Origin of the sequence: Vibrio sp. 779(2023) (assembly GCF_033344285.1) — a bacterium.
GTDB classification, from domain to species: Bacteria; Pseudomonadota; Gammaproteobacteria; order Enterobacterales; family Vibrionaceae; genus Vibrio; species Vibrio alginolyticus.
On sequence record NZ_JAWPOM010000010.1, the window covers coordinates 110,887 to 129,591 of the forward strand.

General features: G+C 43.5%; 14 protein-coding genes and 1 tRNA gene. 7 read left to right on the plus strand and 8 right to left on the minus strand.

Features of this window, described 5'->3' with window-relative positions:
- The first annotated feature begins 82 nt into the window (after positions 1-82).
- Positions 83-2,050 carry a DNA topoisomerase III gene (locus R8O70_RS14345; protein WP_017821143.1) on the plus strand — a complete coding sequence of 656 codons (1,968 nt, stop codon included), beginning with the start codon at positions 83-85 and terminating at the stop codon, positions 2,048-2,050.
- A gap of 44 nt (positions 2,051-2,094) precedes the next feature.
- On the opposite strand, the gene R8O70_RS14350 is transcribed toward R8O70_RS14345, so the two are convergent.
- On the minus strand, positions 2,095-2,301 hold the full coding sequence (locus tag R8O70_RS14350; RefSeq protein ID WP_005380717.1) for a hypothetical protein: 207 nt from the start codon (positions 2,299-2,301) through the stop codon (positions 2,095-2,097).
- A gap of 183 nt (positions 2,302-2,484) precedes the next feature.
- The gene (locus R8O70_RS14355; RefSeq protein WP_017635826.1) at positions 2,485-3,174 is read right to left on the minus strand and encodes an SDR family oxidoreductase; all 690 of its coding nucleotides are present in this window, start codon (positions 3,172-3,174) and stop codon (positions 2,485-2,487) included.
- A gap of 271 nt (positions 3,175-3,445) precedes the next feature.
- On the opposite strand from R8O70_RS14355, the gene R8O70_RS14360 reads away from it, so the two are divergent.
- Positions 3,446-4,369, plus strand: coding sequence for a histone deacetylase (locus tag R8O70_RS14360; protein WP_005384909.1), 924 nt, complete (start codon positions 3,446-3,448; stop codon positions 4,367-4,369).
- 193 nt (positions 4,370-4,562) lie between these two features.
- On the opposite strand, the gene R8O70_RS14365 is transcribed toward R8O70_RS14360, so the two are convergent.
- From R8O70_RS14365 to R8O70_RS14375, 3 genes are all read right to left on the minus strand, one after another.
- A tRNA-Ser gene (locus R8O70_RS14365) sits at positions 4,563-4,653 on the minus strand.
- A 155-nt stretch (positions 4,654-4,808) separates the two neighbouring features.
- Entirely contained in the window at positions 4,809-6,617 is a 1,809-nt protein-coding gene (locus R8O70_RS14370; protein WP_005380721.1) for a DUF3413 domain-containing protein, read from the minus strand.
- Between the two features lie 22 nt (positions 6,618-6,639).
- On the minus strand, positions 6,640-6,867 hold the full coding sequence (locus R8O70_RS14375; RefSeq protein ID WP_005380722.1) for a YejL family protein: 228 nt from the start codon (positions 6,865-6,867) through the stop codon (positions 6,640-6,642).
- 85 nt (positions 6,868-6,952) lie between these two features.
- Between R8O70_RS14375 and yejK the strand changes: the two genes are divergently transcribed.
- The 3 genes from yejK to R8O70_RS14390 all read left to right on the plus strand — a co-directional run bounded on the left by yejK (position 6,953) and on the right by R8O70_RS14390 (position 10,630).
- The gene (yejK, locus tag R8O70_RS14380; protein WP_005380723.1) at positions 6,953-7,951 is read left to right on the plus strand and encodes a nucleoid-associated protein YejK; all 999 of its coding nucleotides are present in this window, start codon (positions 6,953-6,955) and stop codon (positions 7,949-7,951) included.
- A gap of 82 nt (positions 7,952-8,033) precedes the next feature.
- A complete protein-coding gene (locus R8O70_RS14385) occupies positions 8,034-9,362 on the plus strand; it encodes an Hpt domain-containing protein (protein WP_081008332.1) in 1,329 nt (442 codons plus the stop codon).
- Between the two features lie 104 nt (positions 9,363-9,466).
- Positions 9,467-10,630: a chemotaxis protein gene (locus R8O70_RS14390; protein WP_104975507.1), complete on the plus strand. Its 1,164-nt coding sequence runs from the start codon at positions 9,467-9,469 to the stop codon at positions 10,628-10,630.
- A gap of 90 nt (positions 10,631-10,720) precedes the next feature.
- On the opposite strand, the gene nhaC is transcribed toward R8O70_RS14390, so the two are convergent.
- Complete coding sequence (gene nhaC, locus R8O70_RS14395) at positions 10,721-12,154, minus strand: Na+/H+ antiporter NhaC (RefSeq protein WP_005380726.1); 1,434 nt, start codon at positions 12,152-12,154, stop codon at positions 10,721-10,723.
- Positions 12,155-12,585: 431 nt separating this feature from the next.
- Here nhaC and asd point away from each other — a divergent pair, with 431 nt between their 5' ends.
- Positions 12,586-13,701 (plus strand): aspartate-semialdehyde dehydrogenase, encoded by a 1,116-nt coding sequence (asd, locus tag R8O70_RS14400; protein ID WP_005380727.1) that lies wholly within the window; start codon positions 12,586-12,588, stop codon positions 13,699-13,701.
- Between the two features lie 57 nt (positions 13,702-13,758).
- On the opposite strand, the gene R8O70_RS14405 is transcribed toward asd, so the two are convergent.
- The gene (locus tag R8O70_RS14405) at positions 13,759-14,622 is read right to left on the minus strand and encodes an ion transporter (protein ID WP_005380728.1); all 864 of its coding nucleotides are present in this window, start codon (positions 14,620-14,622) and stop codon (positions 13,759-13,761) included.
- A gap of 35 nt (positions 14,623-14,657) precedes the next feature.
- The gene (locus tag R8O70_RS14410; RefSeq protein WP_005380729.1) at positions 14,658-15,296 is read right to left on the minus strand and encodes a YchE family NAAT transporter; all 639 of its coding nucleotides are present in this window, start codon (positions 15,294-15,296) and stop codon (positions 14,658-14,660) included.
- Positions 15,297-15,946: 650 nt separating this feature from the next.
- Between R8O70_RS14410 and adhE the strand changes: the two genes are divergently transcribed.
- Positions 15,947-18,649, plus strand: coding sequence for a bifunctional acetaldehyde-CoA/alcohol dehydrogenase (gene adhE, locus R8O70_RS14415; protein ID WP_005380731.1), 2,703 nt, complete (start codon positions 15,947-15,949; stop codon positions 18,647-18,649).
- The last annotated feature ends 56 nt before the right edge of the window (positions 18,650-18,705 follow it).

Consider the following 18,705-nt stretch of genomic DNA (forward strand, 5'->3'; position numbering starts at 1 on the left):
CTGTTTATTTATACAGTTTTTCTTGATTTATTAGGGCTACATTCGATAATGTGGCCCTAATTATATTTATTTCCAAAACGTTATGTCTCGTCTGTTTATTGCTGAAAAACCAAGTTTAGGCCGTGCGATTGCCGCTGCACTGCCAAACCCTCAAAAGAAAGATCAAGGATTCATCCGCTGTGGGAACGGGGATATCGTTACTTGGTGTATCGGCCACTTACTCGAACAAGTCGAACCCGACGCTTACGATGAGCGTTATAAAAAGTGGAATATGGCAGATTTACCAATTGTTCCGCAGCAATGGCAGCTCAGACCGAGGAAAAGTGCAAGTAAGCAATTAACAGTGATTCGTAAATTGCTCAAAGAAGCTAACGAAGTCATTCATGCAGGAGACCCAGATCGAGAGGGTCAGCTGTTAGTTGATGAAGTTCTGGACTATTGCAAGTTATCTAAAACCAAGAAGGAATCTACACAGCGTTTGTTGATTTCCGACTTGAACTTACCTGCGGTTAAACGTGCTCTCAGTTCTATGCGCAGTAATCGCGAGTTTATCCCACTTTCAGTTTCAGCATTGGCCCGCTCTCGGGCTGATTGGCTGTATGGTATGAACATGTCTCGTGCTTATACCTTGCTTGGTCAAAAAGCAGGGTATCAAGGTGTTCTCTCGGTAGGGCGAGTGCAAACGCCAGTTCTTGGCTTAGTGGTGCGTCGTGATGAAGAAATCGAAAACTTTGTCCCGAAGGACTATTTTACCCTACATGCTCTGATCCCATATCAAGATGCCAATGGTACTTTTGATATTCGTGCTCGTTGGAAGCCAAGTGAGGCATGTAAGCCTTGGCAGGACGAAGAAGGTCGAGTATTAAACCGTAAGTTGGTAGAAAATGTTGCAAACCGTATTGCAAATCAACCCGCAAAAGTGACAGAGTCGGAACAAAAGCAAACCAAGCAATCAGCACCATTACCTTATTCGTTATCTGCTTTACAGATCGATGCCGCGAAGCGCTATGGTATGAGTGCGCAACAAGTACTAGATACTTGTCAGGCATTGTATGAAAAGCACAAGCTGATCACTTACCCGCGTTCAGATTGTCGCTATTTACCGATGGAACACTACTCACAAGCAGGGACGGTGACAACTGCTATTGCGAATAACGCAAAAGAGTTGCAAGTTGCCGTTCAGGGAGCAGACTTAACATTAAAGTCCAAAGCCTGGAACGATAAAAAAGTGGATGCGCACCATGCGATTATCCCTACACCGAAGCAAGCTAATGTGAATGCGCTTTCCGGCAATGAGATGAAAGTGTATCAATTGATTGCGCGCCAGTACCTCATGCAGTTCTATCCGGCGGCGGTTTACGCAGAAGCGAAATTGGTTTTCGATATCGCTGGTGGTACGTTTGTCGCGAAAGGTCGTCAGTTAGTTTCGCCGGGTTGGAAAGCGCTAATGGGCAAAACTGACAAGGAAGATGAAGGTATTGATGCCGTGCCACCGCTACCCGAAGGCACCGTGTTAACTTGTCGTGAAGGGGAAATAAAAGACCGAAAAACCGAGCCACCAAAGCATTTTACCGAAGCATCGCTGTTGCAAGCGATGACCGGGATCGCCCGTTACGTTGCGGATAAAGAACTGAAAAAAATCCTTCGTGACACTGATGGGCTAGGCACGGAAGCGACTCGCGCTGGTATTTTGGACACGCTGTTCAAACGCCAACTGCTTACGCGTCAAGGTAAGTCAATTCTCAGTTCTCCTGCGGGAAGAGGTCTCATTCATGCCTTGCCAGAAGATTCAACATACCCTGATATGACGGCTCATTGGGAGCACCAGTTACAAGGTATGGCAGAGAGAAATCAAGCATATCAGCCGTTCATGCAAGCACTGGAACAACGCATTGATAGCTTGATGGCACAAGTAAAAGCAGGCCCTATCCCTGATTCATTACGTCATTTACCCAAGGTGGAACGTCCTGCGTTTAAACGTAAAAAGCGCAGTTATTCAAAGAATGGTGGCGCGACTAAATCTCGTGCAACCAAAGGTAAGCAGGCATAGGACAAGCGCGGTGTAATTAAACACCGCGCATGCTTGAAAATAGATTACTCGAACAGGTCACCGTGGTTTTGGATCGCGCCTCTTACTTCACCTTGAGTTAACACGCGTTTGTCCAGTACCTCTTTCACCTGGTTGCCCAAGTCAACTAATGTATCTCGATTCGCTTGAGTTTGGCGTTTACCAGCACTTCTCAAGCAGTAATTTAGTTCGTGCTCTTCGCTAAAATTAACCAAATCCCTATCTGCTGCCATCGTGCTTTCTCCTTATTTGTTCTACTTTTTCCTAAGTCTGGATTGGATGTAGATAAATTCAAGTTAGATTGCGTGAATTATGCTGGTGGATCACTGATGAACATTATGTTTGCCAACCAAGTCACGATTATGAAGCCTGGCTTTGATGGTATTTGGTTTAGTGATGGTTGTGTCTTAATGCTGCTACCAAGGTAACTCAGTACCATCGTAGTTAATAAATCGACCTGAAAGCTGCGGTGTGCTCAGCTCTATCACGTTCGCTAGGCCTTGCGCGGAGGTTTGCGTATCTATCAAAGCATTTGGCCCGCCCATCGCCGTTTTTACCCAACCAGGGTGAAGCGCTAAAACGGTAAATCCTTCAGGTGTTAAATCATTACTTAAGCTTTTCACAACCGAGTTAAGCGCCGCTTTCGATGAGCGATAAATATAACCGCCACCGGACGTATTTTCGGTCATGCTCCCCACTTTTGATGAGATACAAGCAATCTTTTTTATCTTGCCTTGTTGTAAGCGAGGGTAACAGTGCTCAACCAGTTTTAACGGTGCAATGGTGTTTACTTCGAAGGCTTTACGCCATTCTTCTACGTCAGTGTTTCCAAAGCCATATCCCTTGGGGCCGTAATATCCTGCATTATTGATGAGTAAGTCGATGGCAGGGAGTTTATCGGCAAGCTTAGCGACTTGTTCGTAGTGAGTGACATCCAGTTCGTGCAAAACCAAATTACTGAATTGTGAGGCTAGAGTTTGTAGTTCTGAACTGTTCTCTAAGGAACGGCTAGTAGCATGTACTTGGTGGCCTTGCTTCAGGTACAGCTCAGTTAAGCTAAGGCCAATGCCGCGATTTGCTCCGGTAATAAAGACGGTTTGACTCATACAAACACCTATGTTTTTTTGATTTCAGTTGAAAGTCATTGTGTTAGTTAAGCACAATAAAATCAACCAACCACCACGCACCAACAACAAGAGATGAAAATAGGGACAGGGCACAAAGAGAGCCAAACAGTGCGCCGAGAATAGCAAAGAAAGTAGAATTCATATGTATATTAAATTTAATTGATATTGAAAATCATTATCAATTAAATTGCGTTTTATTCAACCCTTTAAGTTGATACTATTTCGTTACCATTGTTATTAAGAATTTCTCATGCTGCCATTTATCTACCACCCGATTTATTCTCAACTTGAGTTGCCAGAGGGGCATCGTTACCCAATTATGAAATACCAGTACCTCTATGAATCGGTATTGGTGCATATGGAGAAAGATAACTGGAAAGAGCACACGCAGTTTTTCCAGCCCGAAGCATTAACTGTTGGGGAAGTAAAACGTGTTCATGACGAGGAATACGTCGAGTTACTTGTTAGTGGAAACATGCCAGCTGCGAAGATGCGCCGAATAGGTTTTCCTTGGAGTGAGTCTCTCATTACCAGAACGCTAACTTCAGCAGCGGGCACGGCTCTGACCGCAAAAAAGGCACTTGAGTACGGTGTGGCCATTCATTTGAGTGGTGGGTATCACCACGCACACAAAGAGTTTGGCAGTGGTTTTTGTTTATTTAATGACTTAGTGATCGCGGCCAGGCAAGCGCTCGAAGTCGAGCATGTCGATAAAGTATTGATCATTGATAGTGATGTTCACCATGGGGATGGAACAGCAACTTTATGTGACGATGAGCCAGATATCATCACGCTTTCTTTCCACTGTGATAAAAACTTCCCAGCGAGGAAGCCTCAGTCTGACCTCGATGTGCCTTTGGTGCGAGGGACAGGTGATGAGGATTTTTTAATGGCGTTTAAAGAAGTGGTCGATATGGCACTTAATCTTCATCGCCCTGATTTAGTTATCTACGATGCTGGTGTCGATATACATCAAGACGATGAGCTTGGATATTTTGATGTGTCGACGCAAGGGATTTTAGAACGTGATAGATTTTTAATGCAAACAGTGAAATCTCGAGGTATCCCTGTCGCAGCTGTCGTTGGAGGTGGATATCGAACGAATCATGCTGACCTCGTCCCAATCCATTTGCAGCTTATCAATGCCGCTAAAGAAGTCTTTATTGATGAGTAGATACAACTAGATGTAAATATCAAATTGATTCAACACTGGAACGAACGAAAAGGGCATTAATTTTTTGTGGGTTCTTTCGGAGTGTGGCGGAGTGCTTAGTTGCGTTCAAGAAGTGATAAGTGATTTGTACAAATCTTTTAAGTCTGGAGATGCGAAAAATCCCGCTAATTTCTTAGCGGGATTTTTCTAAAAGTGGCGGAGAGATAGGGATTTGAACCCTAGATACGCTATTAACGTATGCCGGTTTTCAAGACCGGTGCTTTCAACCACTCAGCCATCTCTCCGTTGTTGAGGCGCATAATATAAGGCTTTGAAAATGTTGTAAACCCCTAGTTGAACTGATTGGATGTTTACTGCGCAAATTTGTGGTTTGTGTTGTTTAAATAAACAAAAACTCCCCCAAAAAGGGGAGTTTGAATAGTATATGGATTGCTAGGTATTAATCGTTTTTAGAATAAAAACGCTGTAACTCAGTTAAACCTTGCATCAAAACTGGCAACTTCGGTGCATCATCTCGAAGTCGTTTGTAGTTTTTGTCATACAGCTTGTAGTTGCCAAACTTATCGATCACTGTGGTTTGTGAGCTAGTAATTAAGGCAAGCTCGCGAGTATCGCCCGCCAAGATCCAGCGACGACGGCTTTCATCGAATAGGTTGCGACCACTACTGTAATCATATGGGTTGGAAGATACGCCGAGCATATCTTGCAACAGTGTAACCGAGAGGTCCAAGTGGCTTGTGCTGTGATTAAACTCGCCAGCCAGCATTCCAGGCCAATGGATCACCATCGGAACTTGTAATTGATAACGGCTGTAGTTGCTGTTTGCTCCCCAGCTGTTCGTATTGGTTTCGTTAAATTCACTACCGTGATTAGAAGTGATGATTACGATGGTGTTTGTCAGTTGTCCCGTCGTTTCCAGTTCATCAATAATACCGGCGATAGTTCTATCCGCCGACTTCACTGCATATTCATAAGCTTTTTTGAATCGCTCACTTGCAGGCATTTCTTCGTCATTATTTGAAGGAATCGATTCAAAATTATCAACGGTGGTGACTTCGATGTAACTAAACCATGGCTGACTTGCTTTCTCTGCTAACCATGTATTCCAGTTTGCGATAGATTGTTTATCGGTATGAGCTTGCGTGCCATCTAGGTCTTCCGCTAAGTTCAAGTCGCGGAAAATAATTTCTGAGTAGAGATCATCTTCAAACCCACTGCCACTGAATAAACCAAAGTTGTAGCCCTGATCTTTCAGTACATCGAGCAATACTGGGGAAGCACCTTGCGCCTTGATGCTTGATGCATAACTAGTCGGTAAGCCATAGAACAAACCAAAGGCCCCGTATGTATCATTACTTGAGCTGTAATGATTACGGAAGTTCTGATTGTTTTCAGCAAACTCATAGAGGTTAGGCATCTCTTCTTGGTTCAGCGCATCCGCTCGTAAATTGTTTATGCTGATCATCAACACATTGAGCTTATTAACTCGGCGGTTAAACTCAAGCTTTTCAAGAGGGTAGTTGACTAACTCTACGTTGCCTTCGTTTTCTGCCAAACGTTTTAGGTATTCCTCACGGTCAAGTAGACCATGTTTTTCCATAAAACTCTTCGCCGTCATCGGGTAAGACAAAGGGAAGTTTGAACGCTGGCTAGTAATTGGGTTGTAAAAATACGCATCTGCCCAAATGTAAACCAAATGGCTGGTCATAAAGCTGAGGAAAAAGACGGCCGCGAGAGGGCGTCCTACGTGCTTATGAGATAGTTTGCGCTGTTTTCGCCATACCCATTCGGATAGTGCGAGTTGAATAAGGAAGATCAGCGGCATCACAACAAATAAATGTTGTAGGTCAGTGCTGAGCGCACTTTTGTCTTCGCTGAATAGTAACTCCCAGACAACGGGAGTTAAGTGCAAATTGATCGACTGATACGCTTGGGTATCAATTAATAATATGGTTTGCCCAACGGTTGCGAAAATCACTGCCACCAAACGGAACAACTTCCGCGATGGCAGGATAAACGTCAACGGGAATAGAACAAGCAAGTAAAGTGCGAAAACTAGAAAGCCAAAGTGACCAACCCAAGAAACCGCCAGATAAAACTGACCAAGTAACGTCTCGGGCCAAGGAGACTGAACAATGTAGCGTGTGCCTATCAACATCGACGCAACGATATTGAAGAATGCAAACCAGTGACCCCAACCAACTAGTCGAGATACACGTTCGCCGTATGAGTTTCCGCTGTCTACCATGTATGTGTTCTATTGTCCGTGATTAGTGTGTTTTTGGTGTTTCTAAAGAAGACATCAGCGCCTGAGCAAATTTTTCAGCAATCGCTTTGCGTTGTGAAGCAGCAACACGTTGATTTAAGACATTGGTTGCGATATTTCCGGCAATCATTAGCGTCAACTCAGGAGAAGCAGCGTGTTTTTCAAGAACTGTTGCTACTTCAGCAAGAATTTTTTCTACTTGCTCGTCAGTATATTTAGATGTAATCGGCATAAAGACTCTAATAATGATAGTAAAAGCGGCTTATGATAACCTACAATGCCCATCAACTAAAACCTTGTAGCAAGATAAAATCACTATGAGTCTTCATCTTTCAAACGTTATTCTGCATCAACTGTGCAAAAACGATCAGGACGAGCTGGTTGTAAACTTTCGTCCAGCATCATTAGAGAACGATGCATCTACAGAAAACTTAGTCGCTGAGCTTCACCGAGTATTCCATTCTAAAGCTGGTAAAGGTTTTGGCGCTTTCCAGTCAGACAGCGAATTTCAATTTTGGCTTCAAGAAATGCGCAAAGGAGAGCGAGATTTTTACGACTTCTCACAAATTAGTGCAAATCGCTTGAAAGAAGAGTTGATTAAGTACCCATTTGCGGATGAAGGTATCTTGGTTTTCGCAGAGTATCAGAGTTTAGCAACGGACTACTTGTTCATCGGTATCTTACCAATGAATCAGAGTTTAAAAGTGACCGAAGGTTTGGACATCAGTGCGACAGATTACTTAGATATCACCAAAATGGATATTGCCGCACGCATCGACCTGTCGAGCTACGAGACCGACAAGGAATCCAATCGTTATCTGCAATACATTAAAGGACGCGTTGGCCGTAAAGTGGCGGACTTCTTCCTAGATTTTCTGCAAGCGGATATTGGCTTAGATACTAAACAACAAAACTTAGTGTTGATGCAGGCGGTGGATGATTTTTGTGCTGACTCGAAGCTAGAAAAGCAAGAAGTGAACGAGTACAAGAAACAAGTTTACGACTACTGCAATGAGCAAATTAAATCCGGTGATGAAGTTCAAATCTCAGAGCTTTCCGGAGAGCTTCCTCAAAGCCAAGATGGCACGAGCTTTATGGATTTCACCAAAGAGCAAGGGTACGAACTTGAAGAGTCTTTCCCAGGTGATCGTGCGACGGTTCGCAAACTGACTAAATTTGTTGGAGCTGGTGGTGGTTTGAATATTAGCTTCGATAGTCTCTTACTTGGCGAGCGTATTTTTTATGATCCAGAGACGGATACCTTAACGATTAAAGGGACGCCTCCAAATCTAAAAGATCAGTTAAGTCGCAACTAAAATCATATCGTTAAATAAAGAGAGCAAACGGCTCTCTTTTTTTATGTGAATAAGAAACATCCATAGTATATGCTTGTAATTAATGGAGATATGCGAGGGGCAAGTGTTGCTGAAGCTAAAAGAAGGAATACGGCGGTTTGTTTGGTTCTGGTTCGTTTTGTGGTGTGTTTTAGCACTTGGCATTTGGCTGCAAGCCAAACAAACGATTCAAACGATTTCGACTGTAAATGAGTTAGGAAGTAAAGTTGAAGAAGTCAGGCACTTTTTTAACTTCGATCTGCCTTACCGTGTTAAACACGTCGACCAAATTTCACTGAAACTTCAGTTGGCTTATGCAGTTCGCTTACAGCTTGAAAGTGAGTTTTCTGAAGGGAAAATCACACCAGATATCACTCAATTGCTTTATACGACCGACCGATTTTTAGAAAGTGCTCGAGCTTTTGTGAGAAGTGACAGTGAATTGGTTTCGTTAGCAGAACAGTTACGAAGCAGCCGTGCTCGAACAGAAAACTCTGAGCAAATTCAGGCAATGTACTATCGCTTAGGTGCGCTTGTTTTTGAGTCTGTCTTTAGTGACTCTGCAACGAATAGCGATACTTACCGTGACTTAGACCGACTTTTTATTGAATCAGAGACGCTCTCTCCCGAAGAGCGAAGCGCTCTTCAGCGCCAGCTTGCTCAAACCTCAAGCGCACTATCTGCTCAGGCACAGGGCAGTTATTTATCCAATCACCTGCTTAATCCAGATTTCCCGAACCAGTTAACTTCGATAAATGATCAGTTGGAACAGAAGCTAATGACTTTTATTGTTTGGTTGTCTGTAATCAGTGGTTTGCTCCTTTTCCTCATTTCATGGGGAGCCTTCTCCCCAAAAACGATTCAACCGATACCACTACCCAGAACCGATGATAAAAAGTCAGAGCAAGTTGGCGATGATAAAAATGGAGCTAACGCTGTTCCCTCAGCTCAGTCAGAAAATTTTCAAAACGTCCAAATGAACGAAGAAAGTTGTAATGAGGTGAATTCATCACAAGTGGAAGTAGTGGAACGTGAGCCGTACATAGATATCAATAAAATGTTAGATTCTCTGTCTGGTGACGAGGGCGCTGTGCGGATGTTACTGGAGGTCTTTATTCAGGATCACTCTGGCGATGGCACTAAAATGTATCAGCTGTTAGAAGAGGATAAAGAGCAAGCGCAAAGAGCCGCACACAGTCTTAAAGGGGTCTCAGGGAGTTTAGGTGCAATGCCATTGCACTGTATTTCGGGTGATATTGAACTGTTGATTAAACAAGGGCAAAAAGTGCCGGAAGAGAAGTTGGCATGTTTAGATGATGTCCTAAAACAAACCATACTTTTTGCTAATAATGTTCTCAATAGTGAAAAGATAACAGAAGCGCTAACAGATTGATATTGCTCTGACTTAATGTCATAAGAGTTGAGGTAATAAAGGCTCGAACTATATGACTTAGTTCGCTTTATTCCTGTTCTATACAATTTGTTAAAGGTGTTTTCATGTCCGTTCGCCGAATGTCTTCAATGATGTTGATAGGGCTGGTTATGATGCTTTCAGGGTGCTCCCTGCTCGAAGTCAAGATCGAGAGTCAAACCGTCCCTCTTACCAAACAAGAGCTCAATATGCGTCTTTTGACTCGTGAGTATGCGCAGCAGTTTTTTGCTCAGGTTGAGCAAGCAGCAGATGCACTACACGAACAATATGATCCTCATGATAAAGTTCATCAATCTTATATTTTACTTTGGAAGATAAATGCTGAAGAGGGCATCCAAGCTTCTGCGTATCAAGTGTCCCCAATGGCTGCACTGATTGATACATGGACTTTCACGCTACAAATGGAACAGTTCTTTACTACCGCTTCTGGTAATGAGCTCTTTGCGTCCGGTGAGGCCAAGTTAGTTTCCGTTTATTTAGCGAAAGAGGTAGATAAACTGGCTCAATCTTTATTGAAGAAAGAAGCATACATCAAGACACAAACGTTTGTTGCAGAGTTCGCCAAGCAGCATCCATTCGCTGATTTAAGCATGATTAGGACTCCGGCTTACCGTGGGTGGTTAGATGCAAACCAAATTAGCGAAGAGGAAGCCGTTACAACGCTAGGCACGATGCCAGAAGCACTTGGGGATGTCTCTGATCGTCTAAGTCTGGTATCAGAACAGACACCAAAAATTATGACGTGGAAAGCGCAGTTGTTGGCCTTGAATAGCTCTGCCAGTATCGAAAAAGTCAATGCGGCGCTCAATAGTTTGCAAGTTACCGCTGATTCGATGAGGGATTTTATCGATAACAACCCAGAGTACATGCGTTATTTGGCAGAACAAATGGCGCTGGAGTTACAACCTTTGGTTGACGATATCGATCAAAGGACGGAGGCGCGTTTATCTCAGTTGGGTGAAGAACGCCAAGCTATAGAGCTGATGGTTGCCAGAGAACGTCAAGAAATCGCACAGATCATTACCCATGAGCGCGAGAAGTTTGCTCAAGATATGGATCGAGTGTCGCAAGAGGTTGTGAATCTCGCCATGACTAAGCTGATTGAACTTGTCAAAAGTACCATCATCTACTTTATTCTGTTCATTGCCGTTATATTCTTTGCACCGCTTGGCTTGGGCTATTGGTTTGGGAAGCGTGCAGCCGTAAAAACGCCAGTAAAACAAAGCTAACGATTTGTTTTGGAAATAAAAAAAGAGCGCTTTAAAGCGCTCTTTTTTAGTATTGAATTCGGAAGGGAGGTTCTTCCTATCTCTACGAAGTTAAGCGGTTTGCTGCTTTAATTCGCCTTCAGCTTCTTCAACTGCTTCTGCTGTTGGTTCGCACTTATCAACAAACCAACCCATGTAAGAAGTGAAGATCGTTACGATGATACATACAAAACTCAGCCACATGAACGGGGCATAAGACAGTGTAGCAACACCCAAAATACTGGCCATGTAGATACCGTTGTCACTCCAAGGGACCATACCTGAGGTTAGCGTGCCGCCAAATTCTGCGTTACGAGACAAATTCTTACGTTTGTAGCCTAGACGGTCATAGTTCTTCGCACAGATTTTTGGGGTCAGAATAAGTGAAACGTACATCGCTGAACCAAATACGTTGCCCATAAAGGCCGTACCAATTGTGCTTGTTGCCAATGAACCTGCACTTTGAACGCGTTTTTCAAACAGCTTCGCGATAGTCTCTAGCACGCCTACTTTATCTAGTAGACCGCCAAAACCAAGGCCGAATACGATAACCGCTACCGATCCAAGCATTGAAGACATGCCGCCACGGTTAAGGATTGAGTCAATGAAATCTACGCCAGATGAGATTGCAAACGGAGCCCAAGCCGTGTTGAACGCGGTTAGGAAATCGACATCTTGGATCATCACTGCCCAAATAATACCTAGCAGAGAACCAAAACTGATCACTGGGAATGAAGGCATACGCATCGCTAGAAGTGACAATACGATGATCACAGGAACAAATGAGTAAGGGGTGATGTAGAACTGCTGTTCCATCGCTTTAATGACAGAGTCTACCTGGCTCATGTCAACTTGACCTGCGTAGTGGAAGCCAAATGCAGTAAACATAATGCCTGTAATAATGTAGCTAATGAGTGCTATCGGCAACATGCCTTTAATATGTTCCATCACTTCAACGTTAGACATAGATGAAGCAAGGATTACTGAATCCGATAGAGGCGACATTTTGTCACCAAAGTAACAGCCTGAAAGTACGGCACCTGCAGTGATTGGCGCAGGAACACCAAGACCTTGACCGATACCCATCATTGCAATACCTGCCGTGCCAGCCGCACCCCAAGATGTGCCAGTCGCTAGCGCAGTCAATGAACAGATGATCATGGTCGCGAGCAAAAAGATGGAAGGGTGGATTGCTTTAAGGCCGTAGTAAATAATGGTTGGAACAATACCACCAGAGATCCAAGTACCTACAAGCGCGCCAACGGCCAAAAGGATTAAAACGGCTCCAAGTCCATTGGAAATGCCATTTAGTGCTGCTTTTTCCAGATCTTTATACTGATGGCCAAGCTTTATGCCCAATATCATGACAATGAACCAACCGATGTATAGCGCTAGCTGAATCGGTAGGTCTAGCTTGGCTGTGAACGAAAATGCCAGCAGGAGAAATAAACCGAGCGAGATAAATACCTGTATCAAGCTTGGTAGGCGTGGTGTAACTTGCTTCATATGTGCCTCTGTCAATCTTGGAGCAATAGAGGAAGGCGCTCCTTGTTGTAATCGCGCATAACATACATTAACAAAAATTATATTTCGAACATTTGGTGTTTTATCTTGATGTTCGTCGGTAAAAACGTTTGCTTGTGAAATTAACTGTTAGTTTGTTTTAACTTTTTTGGTTTTAAATGTTGTGTAATGTGAAATTATTGTGCCTCATGTGTTATTTTCTCATTGAGTGGTAAGACCAATTAGGGGGCTAAAGTGCTTTCCCTACTTGAAAAATGGTTAAAACCGCAAACCAAACACTAAAAAATCTCGTGTAACCCGGTTTTTCAGAGGAAAAGGTTAAAAAACGCGCTTATTTACAAAATAGGGGTTGAGATTTTGCTGTGAAAAATTAACTATGGGGTAGGTTTTTTAATACATGGAGAGTTAATACGATGAGAGTTGGTTTAGTTGGTTGGCGCGGTATGGTTGGTTCAGTCCTTATGCAGCGTATGGTTGAAGAGAAAGACTTCGACCTAATCGAACCAGTATTCTACAGTACTTCTCAAGTTGGTATTCCTGCTCCTAACTTAGGAAAAGACGCAGGCTTACTGCAAGACGCGTATGATATTGAAAGCTTAAAACAGCTTGATGCGGTAATCACCTGTCAAGGTGGTAGCTACACAGAAAAAGTTTTCCCTGCACTTCGTCAGGCTGGTTGGAAAGGCTACTGGATTGACGCGGCCTCTACGCTACGTATGGCTGAAGATTCGATCATCACACTTGATCCAGTGAACTTAAAGCAAATCCAACAAGGCATCCACGGTGGCACGAACACATTTGTCGGTGGTAACTGTACGGTTAGTTTAATGCTAATGGGGCTAGGTGGTCTATTTGAGAAAGGCCTTGTTGAGTGGACAAGCGCAATGACTTATCAAGCCGCATCTGGTGCTGGTGCGCAAAATATGCGTGAGTTGATCTCGCAAATGGGCGTTATCAATGACTCTGTGAGCTCTGAACTTGCAAACCCATCAAGCTCTATCCTAGATATTGATAAGAAAGTTGCGGATACAATGCGCAGCGGCTCTTTCCCTACCGATAAATTCGGTGTGCCACTAGCTGGTTCGTTGATCCCATGGATCGATGTGAAGCGCGATAATGGTCAGAGTAAAGAAGAGTGGAAAGCGGGCGCCGAGGCGAATAAAATTTTGGGTTCTCAAAGTTCACCTGTCCCAATTGACGGTACCTGTGTGCGTATTGGCGCGATGCGTTGTCACTCTCAAGCACTTACTATCAAGCTTAAACAAAATGTACCAATGGACGAAATCGAAGAAATCATCGCCACTCATAACGATTGGGTGAAAGTGATTCCTAACGACCGTGACATCACTGCTCAAGAGCTAACACCGGCAAAAGTTACGGGCACAATGTCTGTACCAGTGGGTCGTCTACGTAAGATGGCAATGGGTGATGATTTCCTAAATGCTTTCACTGTTGGTGACCAACTGCTTTGGGGTGCTGCGGAGCCATTGCGTCGTACTCTGAGAATTATTCTGTCTGAGAAAGCATAATCACATCAATCCTTTATTTGATGACAAAATAAAAGAGCTCCGTAGGGAGCTCTTTTTTCATGCGTCGTCTTCCGTTCGAACGACTCTTTTGTCTGGATCGGCTAGTTCACTACCACAATGTTTACAGTAAATTGCGTCAGAGTCGTGCCCTGCGTGGGAGCAGTTTGGGCATTTCACCAATACTTTGTGCGATTGCATCTCTTGGTGCAGTTCGGCAGTGAAAATACCTGTAGGTACCGCCAAAATGGAATAACCCAGTAACATAGTGAGTGATGCAAGCCCTTTACCTAGGTCTGTTTGCGGGACCAAGTCACCATACCCAACCGTTGTGATGGTCACGATCGCCCAATAAATACTTTTAGGAATGCTAGTAAATCCGTTTTCAGGTCCTTCAATGATAAAAATCAACGAGCCGAAAATCGTTACCATAATGGCGACGGAACTAAAGAAGATAAAAATCTTTCTGCGCGCCATAAGCAGTGAACGTAAGAGGATATTGGACTCTTGGAGGTATCGGACTAACTTGAGTATGCGGAATATTCGCATCACTCGCAGCGCCCTGATCACACCCATAAACGAAGCGGATGGGAAGAAGAGTGCTAAATAAGTGGGCAAAATCGCAAGTAAATCGACGACACCATAAAAACTCTTTGCGTAGGCGGCAGGTTTGGGGGAGCAATAAAGCCTTAGAAGGTATTCAATCGTGAATAGGCCAGTAAATGTGTATTCAATAAACTTCAGCTCTTTTTCCCACTCGGCCCGAACGGAGGGTATCGAATCTAACACCAGTACGATTAACGAACTGATGATCGCGATAATGAGAGCAATATCGAACGTTTTACCAGCTTTGGTATGAGTACCAAAAATGGTGACATATAGAGTATGTTTAAGAGAGTCAGTCGTCATGACAAAGCGATCCATTGTTGAATCGCTCTATCATACAATTTTATAGAAACTCAGGCTAATCCTGGAAATAAGTTGCGTAAGCCATTCGCAATAAACTCTATGCCAAGCGCGCCCAATATCAAACCCATGATACGAGTAATGACGTTGATTCCAGTTTGACCTAAAAATCGTACGATCAATGGGGCAGAACGGAATAATAGCCATGAACAAAGGCAGAACAAACCAATCGTAATACTAATGCCCACGGTATCGAACATGCTTGGGTAGCGTGCACCATAAACAATAGTCGAACTGATTGCACCAGGACCTGCCATTAAAGGCATGGCAAGAGGGACCACACCAATCTGTTCACGACTGACGTATTCCGTTTTCTCTTGTTTGTTCTGCTTATCTTCCCCCAGTTTACCGCTCATCATCGAGAATGCGATGCTAAGTAATAGCAACCCGCCAGCGACACGAAACGAATCCAGAGAAATACTGAACATGTCTAACAGTAACTGACCAGCAAAAAGCGAAATGATCAGGATGATCGCAACAGCCACATTTGCTGTTGTTGCCGTATTGCGCTTTTCGTCTGGAGTCATATGCCCGGTTAGTGACACAAACACAGGCATGATACCAACAGGGTTTACTGCGGCGACCAAACCGAGAAAAAACTGCAAGAAGATAGCAAGTTCAAAAGTTTGCATGTTGCGTACTCATCAAAGTTCACATTAGTGAAAAGGAGAAGGGGTAATTTGGGCGTAATGTAAGGCAAAAGTTAGGTTGTAAGAAATGAAAAAAACTAACGCATTCCCTGCCATTTAAGTGAGAAAAACTAATTCTTTAATAAACTGTATCTAATCTGGAAAGGAAATGTTACGTATAAAGTTGCTGATAAATTGCACTGTTTTACATAAACGTTAACATTCGCACATTTTTGATAAAAACCAAGGTGGTTTGTAGAGAGATGTATTCGGTTCGATATACTCTCAGTAGCACAAAGAATTGGGCCTACATGTAATTTTGTTGGTCAAAAATGAAACTTTTTTACAGGTTGTTGTAGTTTCTTTTATTTATTTGTCCATTTGCTTCTTTTTTACTCAATAAAAAATGAAAGTTAATTTATTTGTTTATCAGTGATTTATGTCATTTTGGTGTGATGAGGCACCACTTTGGTAGTATTTAGGTGGTGAGAACTGATCCAAGTCAATTTTTTTCACACTCTGAAATATTATACTCAGTCCTGAAAGCAATTTACTAAGACGTTTGTTTTCTAAGTGACTGATAAACAGTAAAAACGATAAGTAATAGCCTTAGTAAAAAGTTTTTAATATTTGTTAATTTTAGGAGATTCCCTATGCCTGTAACTAATATGGCTGAACTAGATGCAATGGTTGCTCGCGTTAAGAAAGCGCAAGAAGAGTTCGCTACTTACTCTCAAGAGCAAGTAGATAAAATCTTTCGTGCAGCATCGCTTGCAGCTAACCAGGCCCGTATCCCGCTAGCTCAACAAGCGGTAGAAGAATCTGGTATGGGTATTGTTGAAGATAAAGTAATCAAGAACCACTTTGCTTCTGAGTTTATCTACAACAAATACAAAGACGAACAAACGTGTGGCATCTTAGAAGAGGATGACAACCTAGGTACTATGACTATCGCTGAGCCTGTAGGCATCATCTGCGGTATCGTACCAACGACTAACCCAACTTCTACAGCGATCTTCAAATCTCTAATCTCTTTGAAGACTCGTAACGGTATCATCTTCTCACCACACCCACGTGCGAAAAACTCAACTAACGATGCAGCTAAACTCGTTCTAGATGCAGCAGTAGCAGCAGGCGCACCAAAAGACATCATCGGTTGGATCGACCAGCCTTCTGTTGAGCTTTCAAACGCTCTAATGAAACACGATGACATCGCTCTTATCCTTGCAACTGGTGGTCCAGGCATGGTTAAAGCCGCTTACTCTTCTGGTAAGCCAGCAATCGGTGTAGGTGCAGGTAACGTTCCTGTTGTTATCGATGAAACAGCAGACATCAAACGTGCTGTTGCTTCTATCCTTATGTCTAAGACTTTCGACAACGGTGTAGTATGTGCTTCTGAGCAGGCTGCAATCGTAGTTGACGAAGTATACGACGAAGTGAAAGAGCGTTTTGCTTCTCACAAAGCGTATGTCCTAAGCAAAGCAGAAGCTGATAAAGTTCGTAAAGTTCTTCTTATCGATGGCGCGCTAAACGCGAAAATCGTAGGTCAGCCAGCAGCAGCAATCGCTGAAATGGCAGGCGTTAAAGTTCCAGCAGACACTAAAGTTCTTGTTGGTGAAGGTCTGGGTAAAGTATCTCACGATGACGCATTCGCTCACGAGAAACTATCTCCAACTCTAGGTCTATTCCGTGCTGACAACTTCGAAGACGCGGTTGCTCAAGCGGTAACTATGGTTGAGATTGGTGGTATCGGCCACACATCTGGTCTTTACACTAACCAAGATACTAACGCTGATCGTATCCGTTACTTCGGTGACAAGATGAAGACAGCTCGTATCCTAATCAACATCCCGACTACTCACGGTGGTATCGGTGACTTGTACAACTTCAACGTTGCGCCATCTCTAACGCTAGGTTGTGGTTCTTGGGGTGGTAACTCTATCTCTGAGAACGTAGGTCCTAAACACCTAATCAACAAGAAAACTGTAGCGAAGCGAGCTGAAAACATGTTGTGGCATAAACTACCTAAGTCAATCTACTTCCGTCGTGGTAGCCTTCCAATCGCGCTTGGCGACCTAGAAGGTAAGAAACGTGCATTCCTAGTAACTGACCGTTTCCTATTCAACAACGGTTACGCAGATGACGTAGTAAGCCTACTGAAAGCTCAAGGCATGGAAGTTCAAACATTCTTCGATGTTGAAGCTGACCCAACACTGTCTGTAGTAGAAAAAGGTGCGGCTCAAATGGCTAGCTACCAACCTGACGTTATCCTAGCGCTAGGCGGTGGTTCACCAATGGATGCAGCGAAAATCATGTGGGTAATGTACGAACACCCAGAAACTCACTTTGAAGAACTAGCAATGCGCTTTATGGACATCCGTAAACGTATCTACAAGTTCCCTAAAATGGGTAAAAAAGCTGAGCTTGTATGTATCACTACAACTTCAGGTACTGGCTCAGAAGTTACGCCATTCGCGGTTGTTACTGACGACAAGACTGGTGCGAAATACCCACTAGCTGACTACGAAATCACGCCAAACATGGCAATCGTTGATGCGAACCTAGTAATGAACATGCCTAAGTCTCTAACAGCATTTGGTGGTTACGATGCAGTAACTCACGCTCTAGAAGCTTACGTATCAGTTCTTGCTAACGAATACTCAGATGGCCAAGCTCTTCAAGCACTTAAGATGCTAAAAGAGTACCTACCATCAAGCTATGCGAACGGTGCAAATGACCCAATCGCTCGTGAGAAAGTACACAACGCAGCTACTATCGCTGGTGTTGCATTTGCGAACGCATTCCTAGGTGTTTGTCACTCAATGGCTCACAAACTGGGTGCTGAGTTCCACTTGCCACACGGCCTAGCTAACGCACTACTTATCTCTAACGTGGTACGTTACAACGCGAACGACAATCCAACTAAACAAACTGCGTTCTCTCAATACGACCGTCCACAAGCACGTCGTCGTTACGCTGAAGTTGCTGACCACCTAGGCCTAAGCCAAGAAGGTGACCGTACTGCTCAGAAGATTGAACGTCTACTAGCATGGTTGGATGAACTAAAAGTTAACCTAGACATCCCAATGTCTATCCAAGCGGCAGGTGTTGCTGAATCAGATTTCGTAGCGAAACTGGATGAGCTAGCGGTAGAAGCGTTCGATGACCAATGTACTGGTGCGAACCCACGTTACCCTCTAATCAGCGAACTTAAAGATGTGTTGATGGCTTCTTACTACGGTAAAGCATTTGTTGAAGGCGAAACTTTCGAAGGTACAACTGTTATCAAGAAGAAAGCAGACCAAGAAGCAGCAAAAGCAGCACCTAAAGCAAAGAAAGAAAAAGCTGACGCGTAATTAAAAAATCGAGTGAGCAAGGTTTTCGCTAGCACGGAACCTTAATCGGGAAAAGG

Coding starts and splice junctions, on each gene's coding strand:
- R8O70_RS14345 (WP_017821143.1), top strand. CDS start 83: ATGTCTCGTCTGTTTATTGCTGAAAAACCAAGTTTAGGCCGTGCGATT.
- R8O70_RS14350 (WP_005380717.1), bottom strand. CDS start 2,301: ATGGCAGCAGATAGGGATTTGGTTAATTTTAGCGAAGAGCACGAACTA.
- R8O70_RS14355 (WP_017635826.1), bottom strand. CDS start 3,174: ATGAGTCAAACCGTCTTTATTACCGGAGCAAATCGCGGCATTGGCCTT.
- R8O70_RS14360 (WP_005384909.1), top strand. CDS start 3,446: ATGCTGCCATTTATCTACCACCCGATTTATTCTCAACTTGAGTTGCCA.
- R8O70_RS14370 (WP_005380721.1), bottom strand. CDS start 6,617: ATGGTAGACAGCGGAAACTCATACGGCGAACGTGTATCTCGACTAGTT.
- R8O70_RS14375 (WP_005380722.1), bottom strand. CDS start 6,867: ATGCCGATTACATCTAAATATACTGACGAGCAAGTAGAAAAAATTCTT.
- yejK (WP_005380723.1), top strand. CDS start 6,953: ATGAGTCTTCATCTTTCAAACGTTATTCTGCATCAACTGTGCAAAAAC.
- R8O70_RS14385 (WP_081008332.1), top strand. CDS start 8,034: ATGGAGATATGCGAGGGGCAAGTGTTGCTGAAGCTAAAAGAAGGAATA.
- R8O70_RS14390 (WP_104975507.1), top strand. CDS start 9,467: ATGTCCGTTCGCCGAATGTCTTCAATGATGTTGATAGGGCTGGTTATG.
- nhaC (WP_005380726.1), bottom strand. CDS start 12,154: ATGAAGCAAGTTACACCACGCCTACCAAGCTTGATACAGGTATTTATC.
- asd (WP_005380727.1), top strand. CDS start 12,586: ATGAGAGTTGGTTTAGTTGGTTGGCGCGGTATGGTTGGTTCAGTCCTT.
- R8O70_RS14405 (WP_005380728.1), bottom strand. CDS start 14,622: ATGGATCGCTTTGTCATGACGACTGACTCTCTTAAACATACTCTATAT.
- R8O70_RS14410 (WP_005380729.1), bottom strand. CDS start 15,296: ATGCAAACTTTTGAACTTGCTATCTTCTTGCAGTTTTTTCTCGGTTTG.
- adhE (WP_005380731.1), top strand. CDS start 15,947: ATGCCTGTAACTAATATGGCTGAACTAGATGCAATGGTTGCTCGCGTT.